Source organism: Drouetiella sp. (genome assembly GCF_059504425.1).
On the sequence record NZ_JCACIN010000004.1, the window covers coordinates 1 to 15,735 of the forward strand.

21 protein-coding genes are annotated in these 15,735 nt (G+C 49.2%); 9 read left to right on the plus strand and 12 right to left on the minus strand.

What is annotated here, in order from left to right; translation table 11 throughout:
* Positions 1-158: 158 nt before the first annotated feature.
* The 4 genes from AC5JMP_RS01255 to AC5JMP_RS01270 form a co-directional block, all read right to left on the minus strand.
* The gene (locus AC5JMP_RS01255; protein WP_495849604.1) at positions 159-884 is read right to left on the minus strand and encodes an FHA domain-containing protein; all 726 of its coding nucleotides are present in this window, start codon (positions 882-884) and stop codon (positions 159-161) included.
* 294 nt (positions 885-1,178) lie between these two features.
* The gene (locus tag AC5JMP_RS01260; protein ID WP_495849605.1) at positions 1,179-1,793 is read right to left on the minus strand and encodes a glutathione S-transferase family protein; all 615 of its coding nucleotides are present in this window, start codon (positions 1,791-1,793) and stop codon (positions 1,179-1,181) included.
* A 150-nt stretch (positions 1,794-1,943) separates the two neighbouring features.
* On the minus strand, positions 1,944-2,615 hold the full coding sequence (locus AC5JMP_RS01265; protein WP_495849606.1) for a Coq4 family protein: 672 nt from the start codon (positions 2,613-2,615) through the stop codon (positions 1,944-1,946).
* 48 nt (positions 2,616-2,663) lie between these two features.
* Positions 2,664-3,041 (minus strand): urease subunit beta, encoded by a 378-nt coding sequence (locus AC5JMP_RS01270; protein ID WP_495849686.1) that lies wholly within the window; start codon positions 3,039-3,041, stop codon positions 2,664-2,666.
* A 185-nt stretch (positions 3,042-3,226) separates the two neighbouring features.
* Between AC5JMP_RS01270 and AC5JMP_RS01275 the strand changes: the two genes are divergently transcribed.
* The 7 genes from AC5JMP_RS01275 (at position 3,227) to AC5JMP_RS01305 (ending at position 7,922) form a co-directional block, all read left to right on the plus strand.
* Positions 3,227-3,472, plus strand: a complete 246-nt coding sequence (locus AC5JMP_RS01275; RefSeq protein WP_495849687.1) for a type II toxin-antitoxin system HicB family antitoxin — start codon at positions 3,227-3,229, stop codon at positions 3,470-3,472.
* A complete protein-coding gene (locus AC5JMP_RS01280; RefSeq protein ID WP_495849607.1) occupies positions 3,472-3,690 on the plus strand; it encodes a type II toxin-antitoxin system HicA family toxin in 219 nt (72 codons plus the stop codon). Before AC5JMP_RS01275 ends, AC5JMP_RS01280 begins: the two co-directional genes overlap by 1 nt.
* A 135-nt stretch (positions 3,691-3,825) precedes the next feature.
* Positions 3,826-4,824: a serine/threonine-protein kinase gene (locus AC5JMP_RS01285; protein WP_495849608.1), complete on the plus strand. Its 999-nt coding sequence runs from the start codon at positions 3,826-3,828 to the stop codon at positions 4,822-4,824.
* A 170-nt stretch (positions 4,825-4,994) separates the two neighbouring features.
* Entirely contained in the window at positions 4,995-6,416 is a 1,422-nt protein-coding gene (locus tag AC5JMP_RS01290; protein WP_495849609.1) for a serine/threonine protein kinase, read from the plus strand.
* A gap of 138 nt (positions 6,417-6,554) precedes the next feature.
* Positions 6,555-6,752: a hypothetical protein gene (locus AC5JMP_RS01295; RefSeq protein ID WP_495849610.1), complete on the plus strand. Its 198-nt coding sequence runs from the start codon at positions 6,555-6,557 to the stop codon at positions 6,750-6,752.
* 329 nt (positions 6,753-7,081) lie between these two features.
* Positions 7,082-7,291, plus strand: coding sequence for a hypothetical protein (locus AC5JMP_RS01300; protein WP_495849611.1), 210 nt, complete (start codon positions 7,082-7,084; stop codon positions 7,289-7,291).
* Positions 7,292-7,457: 166 nt separating this feature from the next.
* A complete protein-coding gene (locus tag AC5JMP_RS01305) occupies positions 7,458-7,922 on the plus strand; it encodes a protein tyrosine phosphatase family protein (RefSeq protein WP_495849612.1) in 465 nt (154 codons plus the stop codon).
* On the opposite strand, the gene AC5JMP_RS01310 is transcribed toward AC5JMP_RS01305, so the two are convergent.
* From AC5JMP_RS01310 to AC5JMP_RS01335, 6 genes are all read right to left on the minus strand, one after another.
* Positions 7,897-8,238, minus strand: a complete 342-nt coding sequence (locus AC5JMP_RS01310; RefSeq protein ID WP_495849613.1) for an AzlD domain-containing protein — start codon at positions 8,236-8,238, stop codon at positions 7,897-7,899. The genes AC5JMP_RS01305 and AC5JMP_RS01310 overlap by 26 nt on opposite strands.
* A gap of 5 nt (positions 8,239-8,243) precedes the next feature.
* Positions 8,244-8,957 carry an AzlC family ABC transporter permease gene (locus AC5JMP_RS01315; RefSeq protein WP_495849614.1) on the minus strand — a complete coding sequence of 238 codons (714 nt, stop codon included), beginning with the start codon at positions 8,955-8,957 and terminating at the stop codon, positions 8,244-8,246.
* A 78-nt stretch (positions 8,958-9,035) separates the two neighbouring features.
* Positions 9,036-9,911 (minus strand): AraC family transcriptional regulator, encoded by an 876-nt coding sequence (locus AC5JMP_RS01320; RefSeq protein ID WP_495849615.1) that lies wholly within the window; start codon positions 9,909-9,911, stop codon positions 9,036-9,038.
* Between the two features lie 31 nt (positions 9,912-9,942).
* Positions 9,943-10,458 carry a DinB family protein gene (locus tag AC5JMP_RS01325; RefSeq protein WP_495849616.1) on the minus strand — a complete coding sequence of 172 codons (516 nt, stop codon included), beginning with the start codon at positions 10,456-10,458 and terminating at the stop codon, positions 9,943-9,945.
* Positions 10,459-10,506: 48 nt separating this feature from the next.
* A complete protein-coding gene (locus AC5JMP_RS01330) occupies positions 10,507-10,872 on the minus strand; it encodes a nuclear transport factor 2 family protein (protein WP_495849617.1) in 366 nt (121 codons plus the stop codon).
* A gap of 18 nt (positions 10,873-10,890) precedes the next feature.
* Positions 10,891-11,229, minus strand: coding sequence for a hypothetical protein (locus AC5JMP_RS01335; RefSeq protein WP_495849618.1), 339 nt, complete (start codon positions 11,227-11,229; stop codon positions 10,891-10,893).
* A 415-nt stretch (positions 11,230-11,644) separates the two neighbouring features.
* Here AC5JMP_RS01335 and AC5JMP_RS01340 point away from each other — a divergent pair, with 415 nt between their 5' ends.
* Complete coding sequence (locus AC5JMP_RS01340) at positions 11,645-13,102, plus strand: aminotransferase-like domain-containing protein (protein ID WP_495849619.1); 1,458 nt, start codon at positions 11,645-11,647, stop codon at positions 13,100-13,102.
* Positions 13,103-13,176: 74 nt separating this feature from the next.
* Here the strand turns inward: AC5JMP_RS01340 and AC5JMP_RS01345 are convergent, their stop codons facing one another.
* On the minus strand, positions 13,177-13,620 hold the full coding sequence (locus AC5JMP_RS01345; protein WP_495849620.1) for a DUF1824 family protein: 444 nt from the start codon (positions 13,618-13,620) through the stop codon (positions 13,177-13,179).
* A 545-nt stretch (positions 13,621-14,165) separates the two neighbouring features.
* On the opposite strand from AC5JMP_RS01345, the gene AC5JMP_RS01350 reads away from it, so the two are divergent.
* Positions 14,166-14,441, plus strand: a complete 276-nt coding sequence (locus AC5JMP_RS01350; protein ID WP_495849621.1) for a hypothetical protein — start codon at positions 14,166-14,168, stop codon at positions 14,439-14,441.
* A gap of 131 nt (positions 14,442-14,572) precedes the next feature.
* Here AC5JMP_RS01350 and AC5JMP_RS01355 read toward each other — a convergent pair whose 3' ends face one another.
* Positions 14,573-15,511 (minus strand): helix-turn-helix domain-containing protein, encoded by a 939-nt coding sequence (locus tag AC5JMP_RS01355; RefSeq protein ID WP_495849622.1) that lies wholly within the window; start codon positions 15,509-15,511, stop codon positions 14,573-14,575.
* Between the last annotated feature and the right edge of the window lie 224 nt (positions 15,512-15,735).

The following is a 15,735-nucleotide window of genomic DNA, read 5'->3' on the forward strand; positions in this document are numbered from 1 at the left end:
TTTTTTTTTTTTTTTTTTTTTTTTTTTTTTTTTTTTTTTTTTTTTTTTTTTTATAATTTTTTTTTTTTTTTTTTTTTAAATTTTTTTTTTTTTTTTTTAATTTTTTTTTTTTTTTTTGGGGGGCGCCCCCCCCCCCCCACAAAACCCTAAATTGCGATCTACTGAGAGTCCGCATCAAGATGCATGAATGTAAAGGTACCTTGGAGTGAATTGACGGATACGGATACACTGTCGTCCCTAGATGGCTGCGACTCCTGCCCAGCCTCCTGTCTAGTCTCATAGCCACCTGCGGGCAAATGAGTCAAAAATTGCTTCACCTCTTGGTGAGCTAGCATCTCAGGCGACAGAGGTTCGAGCGTTTGTGCTGTCTGGCAGAGGAAGAAAACAAAAGATAGGCTGCCCAAGCGAATGCGATCGCCATCTTTTAAGAGAGTCGATCGCCAGACTCGTTCGCCGTTGATGAATGAGCCGTTCCTGCTGCCCAAATCCGCTAGGAAGAAACCTTTGTCGGCGATGTAGTGAATTGCCGCGTGGCAGCGAGACAGGCGACCCTCCTGAACCGCAACGCTGGCTTTGTGCGGGTCACGCCCCAGTATCCAAACCTGTTGGGGCTGGAACAGCATCTGAGTTTTGCCCTGCAAGAGGTTCGTTGTTAAATGAACTGTGTTGTCTAAAACGACACCCTGTACGTAGGGAAGGGTCACACCTGCCAAGGATTTGCTGCCCGAATTTTCGAGATTCAAGATCTCATCTAGCAAACCGCGATGCTGTTCATAAAGCTTGAGAAACACTTGGTAAAGGCTCAGGCGATGCTGTAGTTCCTCAGTTGCGCAGGTGTCAATTGAAGCGGCGGCATAGGAAATTAATTGATCGGCGCTGAGCATAGGTAGCCTGCTAGATTTCTAACCAGATCTTCTTAAATAAAGCTTAAGAGCTACACTCCTATAAAAATAACCGCATGATTACGGAGAATTTTCAAAACGTCACTTTGGGTTACTCAACAGCAACAAAGAGCAATATTTTCCATCACATAATTTTACTAAGGATCAAAAATTGGCGTTGCTAATCCCTGGGATTAGCAATACCCAAAAATTAATTAGCCTGTAATAGTTTTTTGGGGGTGTCGTGCGGAGCGCGACACTTCCAAAAAACTATGGGGCTTTATTGTGTACGCGATCCTAAGCAAGATGAGATTGAGTGATCTGGATATGGTCGGGCTGGTTCTTGATGCGATCGATCCAAGCTCGAATTCCTGGATACGGCTCTAGACTAAAGCCGCCCTCTTCAGCCACATGGGTGTAGGCGAATAGCGCAATATCGGCAATGGTGTAGTAGTCACCCACCAGAAAAAGATGATCCGCCAACCGTTTCTCCATCACGTCCAGCGCCGCATAGCCTAATTCACGCTTTTTCTCTAGCACCTCTCGATACTCATCTGTTTTTTGCAGATAGGACATAATAAAGCGCGAGGTGGCAATGTTGGGTTCGTGGCTATACTGCTCAAAAAAGAGCCACTGCATGACATAGGCGCGATTGAGCCGATCGCTTGGCAAAAATGCGGTTGATTCGCTCAGGTAAATCAAAATCGCGTTTGATTCTGCCAGATAAACTCCTGGCTCTAGTTCCAATACCGGAATCCGCCCGTTAGGATTGATTGCCAGAAATTCGGGTGTACGCGTTTCTCCCTTAATAATGTTTTTCTCGATGTATTCATAGGGAATACCAAGCTGCGTCAGTAACAGCCGCACCTTGTAACCGTTACCAGAAGGGCGATAGTCATAGAGTTTATACATAAGTGACTTAACGCTCTCTACCTAGTGGGTAGTCAAGTAATAGTTGGCGGGGAGATGAGTAGATGGGTGGATGAGGATTGCCATCTCCCCATCTACACGTCTAATAATTGGCAGATTACTAGATTGGCAGATTGCTAGATTGGCAGATCGCTAGGGCTTGTATTCCTGCATTTCCTCGACTCCTAATTCCGATCGCCAGACAGCCAGAGGCTTATCCCAGCCCTCTTCCCACTTTTGTGCCAAGAAAGGCTTAGCTTTTGTGCCAATCCGGTAGCCTACGGCGATGCGATCGAGGAGGCGATCGAGTTCGGTTGGGGTTTTTAGGGTTTTCAGCAAACCACCTGCGATGAGGATGATCGCCAAAGGCATGTGGGTTTGCGCCAGACTAAACGCCTGTAAGCCGATCTCGCCCGTCGCATCGGTACTCATGCCCGTCACGGTGTGCCAGATGTCGTGACTTTGCCGTAAGCGCAGCAAGATGTAGCTGAGGTCATCTTCTACTGCGATTTTGCGATAAAACTCTGGGTCAAAATTTTGAGCCTTCATTGCTGAGGCGTAGGCATAGCCCAAAGATTCTGGAGGGCACTCTAGGAGTTTATCCAGGTCGGGCGTGGGTGCCAGATACCGTTCTTTAACAACCTCAGCCACTCCGGGCTTAGATTTAATGTATTCGACTGCCAACTTGCTGGCTTCGGTGTGGCGCATTCCTTCCACGATGTCGAAAACAGATTCGGTCTGGCTGGGGTCGCGGATGATCGAGACCATGCCTTTGACGGCTTTCAAGAACTCTAGGTTGATGGATGGCAGGGTGACTAGCAGCATGAAAGGTTCGTTGGGTGGAGAGAGGAGGAGATAGAGGGAGGAATTAGCCTATTTCTTTTTCTTCTTGCCGTCGCTTTTCTTCTTGGCATCAGGCTTTTCGACTGTAGCTGAGGCATCAGCATCCAATGCGCCGTTGATTAGCCCATTTAACCCGTAAACCTGCCGACTGCCCACAAACGGTACCAATGCCACCTCGCGCTCGTCTCCTGGCTCAAACCGGACGGCGGTGCCTGCGGGGATATCGAGCCGTAGCCCTCTTGCCTGAGCGCGATCGAATCGCAGTGCGGGGTTGACTTCAAAAAAGTGAAAATGGGAGCCAACTTGGATAGGGCGATCGCCCGTGTTAGCAACCGTTAGCTGGGTGGTGGGTCGTCCGGCGTTAAGTTCAATTTCGCCAGGTTCTACAAAGAGTTCTCCAGGAATCATAGCCACTGCTCACAAGATTGGATTTGGACAGATCATGCTTGGATTTGGACAGATCATGCAATGAATTATGTCTAGATTATCTACGCCCTTGCGAGAAATAGTTCATTTTTGGGGAGGCGATCGCGCTCTTTGTCTGTGAAGCTATGCTGTAAATATCCGTAGCGGGTCGATCGTCACCGATGAATATCTTGACAACTTATATCCAAGCCGCCATGCATCAGGCTACCTATGAATTGCTGGAAGACAGGACATTTTATGGGGAAATCCTGCCCTGCCCTGGCGTGATGACTAATGCGCAAACTCTAGAGGACTGTCGTGAGCTGCTTCAGGATGCGCTAGAAGGTTGGATACTTTTGGGATTGAAGCTGGGGCATGAGATGCCTACAATTGACGGAATTAGCCTTGGCATTCAGCAGGAGGAAGCTGCCTAATGCCGCCAATCGGTTCCATCAGCCACAGAGACTTGATTCGTTACCTCAAGCTATGCGGTTTTTCAGGACCTTACTCTGGTGGCAAGCATCTCAACATGGTCAAAGGTAGCCTGAAGATTACAATTCCAAACCCGCATTCGGGTGGGATCAGCAAACCATTTTTGTTGAAGATCCTGAAGCAAGCAGATATTAGTAGAGAAGACTGGGAATCTCTCTAATTTTGACTAAGTCAAATTTGGCTACTTTCTCAAAGCTACGTTAAAAATAATACGGTTTTGCAGTTTCTCTTCACCTAGAGGAATCTAGAAGATCCGTGCAAGAATTGGCTCAGACGATCGAGGCGATGAGCAGCAGTGGTTTGGGCACCAGGGAAGCAGTTGCAGAAGGGCAGGTATACGATCGAGGATGTGCTGAGGGTCGGACAGTTAGGTGTGACCTATCTGGCTAAAACTCCGCAAGGTGAGGCGATCGTCATTAAAACGCCGAATGATGAGGCGATGCATCAATTAGACTGCGATCGGTTGCAGCAGGTATTTGTACAGGAAGCTTTCAAGTTGGCTCAGTGCCGTCATCCCCACATTGTCAAAGCTGAGCAGCCTTTTTTGGAGGATAGCATCTGGTGTATTCCGATGGAGTACATTGCTGGAACGACGCTGGATAAGCGCGATCGCCCCATTCTGCCGGAAGCAGAAGCGCTTGAGTATGTTCGGCAAATTGGCTCAGCGCTGGAAGTCGTGCATCAGAACGGGTTGCTGCATCGGGACGTTACGCCTAGAAATATCCTGATGCGAATTCGCAACGGTAAATCTGAGGCGGTCTTGATTGATTTTGGCTTGGCGCGAGACTTTGAGCTGGATCTGACGCAGACACGCACTGAGGAAATTTCGCCTGGATTTACGCCTCTGGAGCTGTATTCTCGGAGTGGCGATCGGGGAGCCTATACGGATGTCTATTCTTTGGGCGCAACGCTGTATGTTTTGCTGACAGGAGAAACGCCTCCAAGTGCCGCGGATCGCCAGAATCCCGGCAAGAGGCTAGTTTTTCCAAAGAGTATGAGTGGGCAGACTAGACAGGCGATCGATTGGGCGATGAAGTTGAAAGGTGGCGATCGTCCTCAATCTGTAAGCGAGTGGTTGAAGGCATTGCCTCAGCCAGAAGCGGCTGTATCGCAGCAAGCCACAACTTTGACGAGCAGCCCAGAACCCAAACGAAAATTGGAAACTTGGCAACTAATTTTTGCAGGAATTGCTGCCATTGGCGCACTCTTGGCAGGGCTTCAAGGCATTGCGGCACTGATGGAAGCGACAAAGCCTGACTCAACGCCTACCCCGACTCAAACACAAACGCCTTGAAGTTCCGTAACGCAGTGTGCAACTCTCTTAATCAAAGTCCCCCTTTTTAAGGGGGATTTAGGGGGATCTACCCATTGCAACACTGAAAACCGATCCCCCCAACCCCCTTAAAAAGGGGGCTTTAGGACATTCTGTACGTTGCTTTATTTCCTTCACTCACCTGCTAGCTTATGCCTTGGACAAATGGACATTCACTACAAAATGGCAAATACATCATTAGCGATGTGTTGGGTCAAGGTGGGTTTGGGATTACATACAAAGCGCTACATACTCGGCTGAAGGCAGATGTGGTTATTAAAACGCCGAATGAGTATCTGAGGCACGATCCAGACTACGACAAATACGTCGATCGCTTTATTCGAGAGGGGCAAATGCTGGAAAGGCTGTCCCAAGATCCGCATCCGCACATTGTCAGAGTTCGGGATCTGTTTGAGGAGGGCGATATTCCCTGTATGGTGATGGATTATGTGTCGGGAGAAAATCTGTTTCAACGGGTGAAGCGGACAGGCGCAATTCCAGAGGCTGAGATTGTGCCCTGCATTCGTCAAATTGGGGAAGCGCTTAGCATCATGCATCGAGCGGGTCTGGTTCACCGCGATGCTCACCCTGGGAATATCATGCTGCGGAGTGATGGTAGAGCGATATTGATTGACTTTGGCATTGCCAAGGAACTGGTTCCCTCTACGCAAAGCACAACCGGAACTGCTGGAAATAAGGGATTTGCCCCTTACGAGCAACTGATGAAGGGGAGCCGAGAGACCAGTGTTGATGTCTACTGCCTTGCCGCCACTCTGTACTATGCCGCTACGGGTGAACGCCCCGCCATCTCGACAGCTCGTAAATACAACAATGCTTCTCTGGTTCCGCCTAATCGGGTGAATGCAAGACTCAGCGATGAGTTGAATCGAGCAATTCTGCGAGGGATGGCGCTGGAAGCCAAAGACCGACCTCAATCAATGCAGGCGTGGCTACAGTTCTTGGAAAAGCCTAAAGCCCAAACGCCTACTCGTAGTATTTCTCAACCTCCTTATGTACAGCCTGAGCCAAGAGTAGAGAAACCCCCTATCGTTTTAGAACACCCCAAGACTCCAGATATTTCCTATCAACTTCCTCCAATTTCTTTTAGACAAGCTGATTTGAGAGCGCAGAGAATCTCCATTCCTTGGGGCTGGCTGTTAGGAGTTCTCACTATATGTGGCTTTATGGGTTTTTTCTTGTACACAGATTTCGTACTGTACACAGATTTCACGCCGGCTATAGCTGTGGCTATGGCTGTAGCTGTAGCTGTGGCTGGGGTTCTGGCCTTGGCTGTGACTTTAGCTGGGACTGAGACTGTGGCTGGGACTATGGCTGTGGCTATGGCTGTAGTTTTAGCTTTGGTTTTGACTGTGGCTGGGTTGCTATTTTTGGTTGTGATTTCAGCTGGGGCTTTGGCTGGGGCTTTGGCTGGGGAAGGACTTCTAAAATATTGCAATAGATTTCAGATATTTCTGATTTTGGCTGGAACTTCTGTTTTGGGCTTGGGACTAGGGTACCTAGTTGGAATTGTGGTTCGCTCAGGCGGAAAGTTATCAACGTTGGGGATGCTTTGAATAAGCCAGGATGAGGATAAATAGAGTCCTGTACTGACGGCAGTAAGTTCGATCGCTACCCCAGCAATTCCCGTCCTAACGACCACAAAGCCTGTGATCACAACCACAAGGTTTGTAGCAGCCACAGCAAGGTCTGTAGTGACGACAGCAAGTTTGGTCGTTACGATCGCTCCCCCAGTCTCCACAACCCCTCAAGCAGAGCGATCGCCCTCTAATCCTCGCCCTTTATCCTCAAAGCTGGGGATTTCCACTTTTAACCACGGAACTTCGAGCTTAGAACCCGTACTTCCGAGAACAGAAGGGCGATCGCTTCACTTTCCGCAGAAATCGCCGTGAAGAGAAGGGCGATCGTGTAAACCTGTATCAAAAACCACTTGCGAAAAGCCTCGTTCTCCAGTACTCTCATATCTCAGTACAAAAAAAGAGCCGTACACCAAGAGATCCGCAACTAAAGCGTCACCTGAAGCTGCGCTAACAGCGACAGGCGACTAACCCTCAAAACTGCGTAACCAGTTCGGAGGGCTAGAGGGCAGTTTATCACTCCGCTAGCCACCCTGACTTCGCCATGCCCAAAAAGCTTGGCAAAAAAGCAGCAGGGTGGCTTTGGTTTTGGGCATCTTCTCAGCTCAGTTCCTTAACCTACATAGTGGAGTGAAACAACCGTCATGACCTATAGTCCTGTCTCAATTCAGCCGATCAACCCCGATCCGCGCATTCTCACCACCCTCGTTATCGGCACCGAAGACAACGTCAGAGCGCATATTCTGCGACAGCACACGCTTGGCATTGCCGAGGCAGGGGCATGGAGCCGACCCATTCCTGTTCCCACCTGCCCCGATAAGGTCATGTGCGTTCTCAACCGCATCATGATGTAACTTCCCTCAAATACAAGCGCCCAGATCCCCGGATTCTTCAAGCATCCGGGGATCTAAATCTCGCTCCTCGCTCTGCTATCCCTCAAGACAGGTGGAACTGTATCTTTCGGGGAGAAATGCCGATCGCCTAAAATTTCGTCACTCATCATCACAGCAATGAACCTCTATGTCTCCCAACACTCTTGAGCAGATCTACAACTTCGTCCCCATTACGGACAATATTGCTACAGCAGGTCAGCCCACCGAAGCTCAGTTTGCAGAGATTCAAGCGGCTGGATATCAGGTAATTGTTAACTTAGCGCTGCCCACCTCCACCAACGCGATCGCCCATGAGCAAGCGATCGTAGAATCTCAAGGCATCCAATATGTCCATATTCCAGTGATTTGGGAGAACCCGACGCTAGAAGATCTCGATCGCTTCTTTCAGACCCTGAAAGAGAACAGCGATCGGAAGGTATTTGTTCATTGCGCGATGAATATGCGCGTCTCTGCTTTCATCTACCTCTATCGCGTCACTCAGCAGCAGGTTGATCCCGAAACTGCGAAAGCAGAGATGGATAAAATCTGGACACCGAATGAAACCTGGCAGAAATTTATCGAGGAAGCTATCCAGCATTACCTGCCAGCATAGCCAGCAGCCCTTGCCACCCAAAAAACACAGCCATTCCTACCCCGATCGTCAGCAGCAGATCCTTGCGCCAGAATCCAACGGCGATTGCAGCCATCGCGCCCACTAATCGCGCATTCATGTAACTCAACAAGATTTGATTTCCCTCTGGCATCAGCACCGCTGGGACGACGATCGCCGTCAACACCGCAGGCGGCACGTAGCCTAAGATCTTTAGGAACTGAGGTGACAGCTTGATGCGTCCGCTCATTGCTAGCACCGGATAGCGAATCAGGAAGGTAACGATCGCCATGCCGCCAATTAAAAGAAACTCGTTCATATGCTTTACCTAGTCTTTCGTTCTGTCATCATCCCTGCCGTGATCCCTGCGATCGCTGCCACCATCAACCCCAGCTGATGGGGTAATCCATGTGCCAATAGCGCGGTGATTCCAGATACGATGATCGTCACCACCATCGGATAGTTTTTGGCATAGGGAATCACCATGCCGATGAACGTCACGGACATTGCAAAATCGAGTCCCCAACTCGCTGCATTGGGTATCCAGCGACCGATCGTCAGACCAATTAAGGTGCAAATGACCCAATTCACATACATGAACAGAGCTGCGCCTAGATGATACCAATGTTTGTTCGGGGAAATATCTCGCTGATCATATCGGACGATCGCCACCGCAAACCCTTCATCCGTCAGCCAAAACCCCAGCACCAGTTTCCAGAACTGCGACAGCTTTTGCAGGTGCGGCACCAGACTCACCGCATAGAGCAAATGCCGCAAATTCACCACGATCGTTGTCAAGATAATCAGCGGTGCAGCCGTCCCAGAAGCAAGTAGACCGATCGCAATAAATTGGGATGAACCCGCAAACACAAAGATCGACATGGCAAGTGTGCCCGCAAAAGACAGGCTCCCGGCCGCCAGCGTCCCGAAAATAATCCCGAACGGCACTGCACCCACAACCAGCGGAAAAATGGCTCTGGCTCCGGCAAGCAATTCCGATCGCGGCGAAGCGTTTGAAATAGGGTGAGATACATCCATGGCGCAGTCACAAAACAGTGTTGCTCTCAAGCATAAAGAAGCTCAAGCCATCCGTCTTGTACAATTTTTCACCCCTACTCAGCCGACTCTTTGCCCTCGACAACCGATCGCATATTGCCCTGGCGTAACACCCACTAAACGCTTGAAGTGACGGTTTAAATGACTCTGATCGGTAAAGCCCGTATCATAGGCAACCTGAGCGATCGCCCTTCCACTAGACAGCATCAGCTTGGCTTGCTGGACTCGATGCTGCACTAGGTAAGCATGGGGCGGCAATCCCGTTTCTCGCTGAAAAACCCGCAGCAAGCGCAATGGCTTGAGATCAGCAATTTGAGCCAGATGATCGAGGGAAATGGATTCTGCAAAGCAGGCATGGAGATAATCTTGCACCCGCAAAACCGCCCCACGCTCTGGACTGATGGGCAGGACTATAGGACGATGCTGCGCGTAGCGCAAAATAAGCTGAGTCAGCGTCCAGAGAAACCGAGATTCTCGCTCTAGCTGAGAGCTTGTCGCTTCCAGCGCCATATGGAGTCGGCGCAACTGTCCTGCTAGCTCATCATCTAGAATCACGGGATTAGGAAAATAAGGAATCATTGCCGAGCTTTCTTGAAGCTCAGCGATCGCCCTCTGCAAAAGCCCCACATCTGGATAGAGCATTCGATACTGCCAGCCTTCATCGGCTCCCGCATGTCCGGTATGTACTTCCCCCGGATGCACAATCACAATGCTGTCCGCGATCGCCCGATGGGTTGCTCCTTGATAGGTAAACTCTTCCACTCCGGCATCAATCACGCCGATTGCATAGCCTTCATGGGTGTGGCGCGAAAAAGAATGGGTAACGTAGGTTGCCCGCAGCATCTCCGTGTTGTTAAGTGCCGGATCACGCCAGAATTTTACCTGTTCTCTAAGCTGCCCCTGTTCCAGAAATTCAGTCTGCGATCGCGTTTTCATTGTGCTTAATTTCAGTGGTGCATGGCTACATCTACTCGATCGCATTCAAACTCGGCATCCAAGGAATATCAGTCACACCCGGAGCATAGCCGAGTTGATGTAACAGCGCTGTCAACTGTCCGCGATGGTGGGTCTGATGGTTAAACATATGGGTTACCAGTGTCCAAGCAGGGAGTTCACGAGTTTTGCCATCAACACCACTGGTATAGCAGAAGGGTTGGCTTAGCCACTCATCAGAAAGCTGTCTTGACCATTCAATGATTTGGCGATCGCTCATCTCCCTTTGCTGCCACAACTCATCAAAATCTGCGTAGAGCAAATCGCCAATCTTTGCCGCAAAAGGTTGACCCATGAATCGACCCATCCAGACGCGATCGCCAAACAGCAAATGGTTTAATGTGCCATGGATAGATTGAAAGAACGCGCCCACATCTTTTTGTCGCAGTTCATCCGGAATATCTGCACAGATTGCATAGAGCTTCTGATTCATCCAGTGATTGTAATCTGCCATCAGCTCATAGTAGTTTTGGCACTTTTGTTCGATCATTTTTCTGCGTTAAAGCTAAACTACAGAACTCTCTAAACTGTGGAACTTCTAAACTGTGGAACTGTAGTGGGCTTGCACTTGGGTGATTAGATTGCGATCGCCAATCATCATCCATTCTGCTGCATAAAGATTCTGAATGCTGCGATAGTAAATCACTAAACAATTCACACCCGCCAACACTTGAATCAGCTCAAACTTTAGGTCTGGATAAGCCTTGAGTCCTTTGCCAAAGTAGTCCCTGAGAACAGCTTTTCCCTGAATTTTACCGTCAGCATTGCCTAGCAATTTAACGATCAGTGGCGAAGAGAATTCAATCTCTTCAGCATAGTGACTCAGAATCTCGTCCAGGTTGTGAGAATTCCAGGCTTCTATCCACTGCTGAGCAATTTCTTTAGCCGCCCTTTCATCCAGCATTAGCTCACCTCATCAGAATTATTGATAGTACCGCTGATCAATCCAGGTGCGCAATTCCCGTTCAGAGGAGAGAGTGGTAGATTGCCTACTCACCGGATCATAGACACGGAAATACCAGTTACCCTGGCGATCGCGCTTGCGGTAAATTTGAGGTTCCGATCGACCCGCTAAAGCATTAATGATACGTTCCCATAGCCCATTCAATCTCTGAGATTTTGGCAATCTGCGCCGTAGTTTTGAGGCGCTAACAATCTGAGAATAGGTCTGCTCAGGCTTAAATAAAATGATCTGCGAATCGAGAGGGCTATTGGATTCTGAAAACGAGTCTGATTCTGAAGAGAAGTTGTGGGGATTCATAGGACGCTCACCTTTTGAAGTTCAATTTGAAGTGCGATTGATTTGAAGTGCGATTGAGATTTAAACCGACTGATTCCAACTAATTTAAGAGCCATACTCTGAATGATCAAATCGCTTGTCTCATAGCAGGTATGAACAGCATTCATGAATATCTTCTTGACCTACTTTGAATTTTCTTACACCTGACGAGTACAGAACAGAGGCAGTCAAGTTAAATTGTTATGAGTACAGTTTATTTTTTATCAACTGTTATGGTTGTCATTCAGCTGAACTGTACTGCTCCACCCCCGACCCATCTCACTCAAATTCAGTCATGGGTAGTCCCAAGAGGTAATGATTTTTGTAGGGTGGGCAGAGCTTGCACTACAAAAAATCATTACCTGAATATCGCCTAGTCATTCCTAGAAAAGTTGCCATGAAAGTGAAACTGATCGATCAGTCTCAAACCGCCAGCCTCTACGAACAGGTCGCCGATCGCATCTGTGCGCTCATTCGAGAAGGGACGCTGCAACCAGGCGATCGCCTCCCCTCTGTGCGCCGTTTGCATCAGCAGCTATCGGTCAGCATTTCTACTGTTCTGGAAGCCTATCGTCTGCTAGAAGACCGAGGGCTAGTGTGCGTCCGTCCTCAGTCGGGCTATTACGTCAAGCAAAATCTGTTAGTTGCCCCAGAAGAACCCGACCAATCCAAACCGCCGAAAAAAGCCAGCTCAGTAGATAATTCAATGGCGTTTCAAATGCTTCGCCATGTTCATCATGAGCACAGCGTTAATCTCGCCGGAGCCGTTCCCAGTATGGAAATGCTGCCGCTAGAGACCCTCAATCGCTTGATGGGGCAAGCCTTACGCAATCAGTCTGTGATTGCTCACAGTTATGATGTGCCGCCGGGGTGTCAGTCTTTGCGGCACGAAGTCGCGCGCCGATTGATGGATGCGGGCTGCTCGATTACCCCCGATGAAATTGTCACCACCAATGGCACTTTTGAGGCGGTCTATCTCTCGCTCAAAGCCGTGACTCGACCAGGGGATACCGTGGCGATCGAGTCTCCCACCTATTATGGCTTGCTAGAGGCTCTAGAGGTTTTGCACCTCAAGGCGCTAGAGCTACCCACCCATCCGCGAGAAGGGTTATCTCTGCTGCACCTGGAAACCGCACTGCAAAAGCATCAGATTGCCGCCTGTGCCCTAGTGTCCAACTTTAGCAATCCTCTGGGAAGCTGCATGAGCGATGCCAAGAAAAAAGAGCTAGTCGAACTGATGACTCGCTATGACACCCCCTTGATCGAAGACGATATCTATGGCGACTTGTACTTTGAGGGCACCCGTCCTAAGGCATTGAAGGCATTCGATCGCCAGGGAATTGTTCTCTATTGCGCCTCCTACAGCAAAACCCTCTCTCCTGGATTGCGCGTCGGCTGGTCGGTGGCAGGGCGCTATCAAGCCAAAGTAGAGCAGCTCAAGTGGGTCATTAATCAAACGACAGCCATTGCTCCCCAGCTAACGATCGCCGCCTTTCTCAGCAACGGCGGCTACGATCGGCACCTGCGCTTTTTGCGTCGCAACTACCAGGCCCAGATGGCGCAGATGACGCAGGCAATCTGCGAATACTTTCCGACTGAAACTCGCGTCACCCGACCCAGCGGTGGTCATGTTCTCTGGGTCGAGTTGCCTCAGCCCTTTGATGCGATCGCTCTCTACCACCAGGCATTAGAACAAAACGTCAGCATTGCTCCAGGCGCAATCTTTTCCCCATCTGGCAGCTACGGCAACTGTCTCCGCCTTAACTCAGGTCTGCCCTGGTCAGAAAAAATTGAGCAAGCGATGCAGACGATTGGCAGTTTAGCCAAGCGGCAGTTTAGCCAAGCGGCAGTTTAGCCAAGCAGCAGTTTAGCCAAGCGGCAGTTTAGCCAAGCGGCAGTTTAGCCAAGCGGCAGTTTCAGACCCAACCACTACTCTGGTTCAAACAAATCCAGCGGCAAATGCCCATACATTTCGTTGAGTCCGGATGCCGCCGACTGGCAAGACACCAAAACGCCGCGATGATGACCGCTGTAGGACTCGGCATAGCAGGAGCCTTGCGGGTTGAACTTAATGTAGGCTGAACCTTCGATCGCCCGCAAATCCAAATTAGGCGAATATCCTAACGCGGCAGCATAAGCCCGAAGCGCCCGACAACCCTCAGCCAAAGTATCGGCACAAACGCCCAGGATTTGATAATCTGAGTGGCTGGAAACGATCGCCACAGCTTCTCGCAGTCGTTCTCTTAGCAGCTGGCTACTCGTCTGCTCTTCAACAGCCTGCTGCTCTCCTACACCCTCAAATTGCTTCAACAGCTTGTGGGCTGCTTCTACTGCAAACTCAGATAAATGGGGATCAGACATCAAATTATCCATTCTTCGAATTTAAATATAGCAATCCTAAATGAGTTGTGAGAGGTGGGGCGGGCGTAACCTGCCCCACCTCTTAACAACCCGGCCATAAGTGATTTGAGACTGCTATAGATTAGAACAAAAGTCTACATTTCTCAAAAGATAGATATATTTCTACGTATATCTCTCAGCTAACAAATCGCCAATTCAGTAGATTAACGTATAGCAATTTGAGCCTTCGTAGCTGCAATTTTTATACTTGTGTTGAACCATCAAAATGACATTTTATGCTTTGGCGATCGTCAACAGGAGATGCTTATGGATTGATCCCCGTATATTTTATGTAGGTTATCCGCAAAATCTGCAAAATAATTAAACATACTAAATAAGGGCTAATTTGATATGTCTGAACATTAACAGAAGTCTAAAGATAATATAAACAATAGTTTTGCTTGAAAAGTCACTGCAATTCATTGTCAGCATGAGTTTGAAGCCCTTTATTTCAAAAAAATGCTCGAAATGGCAAGATGAGAATAGAAGAGAAGACAATTCATCCCACTTCTCCTCTTATGAGACCTGACGATCGCTCTATTTCTTCTTGTCGAAACTGCCGCTTCTATCGATCGGAAGGGCGGCGAGGGGGTCAGTGTAACAAGCTTAATGTGCCAGTTCAGGGCAGTTGGGATGCTTGCCGTTTGTCTGCACACCCGTTTGCAGCAAATTGGAGAGGGCTGGAAGAGCTAATGAGTCTTCCGTCATCGGTTGACCTACAAGAGGTAACGCTGAGCAGCATTCAGGCTAATGCAGCTTTACGATCGACTCGATTGCCCGTAGCAAACCTGTGAGAAATGAGGCGTTGCTGAACTTAGAGACAGATGTTTGTGTAAGAAGGACACTCCGCATCCCTCTTACACAAACTCATCCCCGATTCAGCAATGCCAAATAGGTTATCTCTGCGATCGATCGCAAAGATAACCTATTGGTTTGCGCTAGCAGTAAATGTTTTTTCTTGCACATCGCCAAGGTTACCCATAGGTGCTGCTGTGCCGCCGTTCGCCAGAACTGAAACAGCGCCCGCATTTCCAGCCACTACGGTAATTTCCTTCTTTGCCGACCAGCTTCGTTGAGTGCCTTCTGCCAACATGCCTTCAAATTGAACCTCGCCGTCCACCAAGACCTGTACCCAAGATTTGCCGATGAGCTTCATCTCTACCTTGACCGGTGCATTGGGGTCAGTTGGCGACGAAAGCGCAGCGGGGGAAGGGGAAGCGATCGCCTGTACACTTGGCTCAACGGCTGGCTTTTCGGGCGATTGAGCAGAAATCTGGGAGGGTGATACAGGGGATACAACAGGTGATATAGAGGATACTGGACTGGGTGGCTGAGACAGCGCAGCCGGAGAGGTGGAAACGGCGGGATCTGGCGACTGACCAGGATTAGAGAGGGCATAGGCGACATATCCGATCGCCCCTAGCCCCAGAGCCGCATAGAGGGCATAAGCAGCCTTCGATCGCCAGAAGCCGCCAGCCGGATCGGAGAACTCTCTAGAGGAGCGCAGTGAATACTTTGATTCTTCTAAAACCTCTGTCACCGGGGCAGCATAGGCAACGGCACTCAACTCACCTCTGGATTTCAAGTCATTATCGATCAAAGGCGAATGAACCGGAAACGTGCGAGAAATACCGATGCCGTCTAGTCCCAGCACATCTGCATAGCGACGGATAAACCCTTGCACAAAGACAGGTTCCGGTAGAACCTGAGACTGTCCTAACTCGATCGCTCGTAGCAACGGCAGCCGAATACAAGTTTTAGTGGCAATCTCTTCCAAGGACTTAGACTGCTCTTGCCGAACTTGGCGGAGATATGTTCCGATTTCCTTCAGTTGATCTAGCTGAGCCGAGTCCAATTTTTCCACCCTAGTTTCCCCAAACTGTCCGTAAGCTAAATCTAAAACCGTCAATCTAAAGCCGTCAATCTAAAGCCCTAAAGCTAAAAGCCGTAAATCTAAAACGCCTATGTGTGATTCTAAATGAAAAGCACAGCCAATCTATTTTTCTTCCAAGAAACCTTTATGGCTTCTCAGCATTTTCTCTGAGGCAGTCTCTCCCTCTGATAGGATCAGAGTGTGACGTGGATCAT

Coding starts and splice junctions, on each gene's coding strand:
- AC5JMP_RS01255 (WP_495849604.1), bottom strand. CDS start 884: ATGCTCAGCGCCGATCAATTAATTTCCTATGCCGCCGCTTCAATTGAC.
- AC5JMP_RS01260 (WP_495849605.1), bottom strand. CDS start 1,793: ATGTATAAACTCTATGACTATCGCCCTTCTGGTAACGGTTACAAGGTG.
- AC5JMP_RS01265 (WP_495849606.1), bottom strand. CDS start 2,615: ATGCTGCTAGTCACCCTGCCATCCATCAACCTAGAGTTCTTGAAAGCC.
- AC5JMP_RS01270 (WP_495849686.1), bottom strand. CDS start 3,041: ATGATTCCTGGAGAACTCTTTGTAGAACCTGGCGAAATTGAACTTAAC.
- AC5JMP_RS01280 (WP_495849607.1), top strand. CDS start 3,472: ATGCCGCCAATCGGTTCCATCAGCCACAGAGACTTGATTCGTTACCTC.
- AC5JMP_RS01290 (WP_495849609.1), top strand. CDS start 4,995: ATGCCTTGGACAAATGGACATTCACTACAAAATGGCAAATACATCATT.
- AC5JMP_RS01300 (WP_495849611.1), top strand. CDS start 7,082: ATGACCTATAGTCCTGTCTCAATTCAGCCGATCAACCCCGATCCGCGC.
- AC5JMP_RS01305 (WP_495849612.1), top strand. CDS start 7,458: ATGTCTCCCAACACTCTTGAGCAGATCTACAACTTCGTCCCCATTACG.
- AC5JMP_RS01310 (WP_495849613.1), bottom strand. CDS start 8,238: ATGAACGAGTTTCTTTTAATTGGCGGCATGGCGATCGTTACCTTCCTG.
- AC5JMP_RS01315 (WP_495849614.1), bottom strand. CDS start 8,957: ATGGATGTATCTCACCCTATTTCAAACGCTTCGCCGCGATCGGAATTG.
- AC5JMP_RS01320 (WP_495849615.1), bottom strand. CDS start 9,911: ATGAAAACGCGATCGCAGACTGAATTTCTGGAACAGGGGCAGCTTAGA.
- AC5JMP_RS01325 (WP_495849616.1), bottom strand. CDS start 10,458: ATGATCGAACAAAAGTGCCAAAACTACTATGAGCTGATGGCAGATTAC.
- AC5JMP_RS01330 (WP_495849617.1), bottom strand. CDS start 10,872: ATGCTGGATGAAAGGGCGGCTAAAGAAATTGCTCAGCAGTGGATAGAA.
- AC5JMP_RS01335 (WP_495849618.1), bottom strand. CDS start 11,229: ATGAATCCCCACAACTTCTCTTCAGAATCAGACTCGTTTTCAGAATCC.
- AC5JMP_RS01340 (WP_495849619.1), top strand. CDS start 11,645: ATGAAAGTGAAACTGATCGATCAGTCTCAAACCGCCAGCCTCTACGAA.
- AC5JMP_RS01345 (WP_495849620.1), bottom strand. CDS start 13,620: ATGGATAATTTGATGTCTGATCCCCATTTATCTGAGTTTGCAGTAGAA.
- AC5JMP_RS01350 (WP_495849621.1), top strand. CDS start 14,166: ATGAGACCTGACGATCGCTCTATTTCTTCTTGTCGAAACTGCCGCTTC.